The sequence below is a fragment of the Spongiactinospora gelatinilytica genome, from assembly GCF_003236385.1.
In the GTDB taxonomy this organism is placed as follows: domain Bacteria; phylum Actinomycetota; class Actinomycetes; order Streptosporangiales; family Streptosporangiaceae; genus Spongiactinospora; species Spongiactinospora gelatinilytica.
The window spans coordinates 1-427 of sequence record NZ_POUA01000885.1; the positions used below are offsets into that span (position 1 = coordinate 1).

Annotated in this window: 1 protein-coding gene; it reads left to right on the plus strand. The window is 35.8% G+C overall.

Annotated features, from left to right (window positions below; all coding sequences use genetic code 11):
* A partial coding sequence (locus C1I98_RS46705) for an aldo/keto reductase (RefSeq protein WP_146607976.1) occupies positions 1-333 on the plus strand: 333 nt, incomplete at its 5' end.
* Positions 334-427 lie beyond the last annotated feature (94 nt).

Genomic DNA, 427 nt, shown 5'->3' on the forward strand with positions numbered 1-427 from the left:
GCTGCTACACCAATGGATTTGATTAACTACTCTCATGAAAATGGGATTGTGGTTGAAGCATTTTCACCAATCGCTCATGGACAAGCACTTCGTAGCGAAGCTATTCAAAAAATGGCGGCAAAATATAACGTTAGTGCACCACAACTATCAATCCGTTACGATTGGCAATTAGATACGGTAGTACTTCCTAAAACTTCTAATCCGGAACACATGAAATCAAACGCCGAGCTTGATTTTGTAATTTCTGATGAAGATATGGAAATTTTGAAACAAGTCAAACCGCTAGATTACGGGGATGTAAGTGTCTTTCCAGTCTTTGGTGGAAAAATGTAAGAGTAATATCAATTTAATCTAAAAAAATAATCTAAGGTTGGTCCTAAAAGGGATCATTCTTAGATTATTTTTTTATTTATGCTGTTTTGGGAGT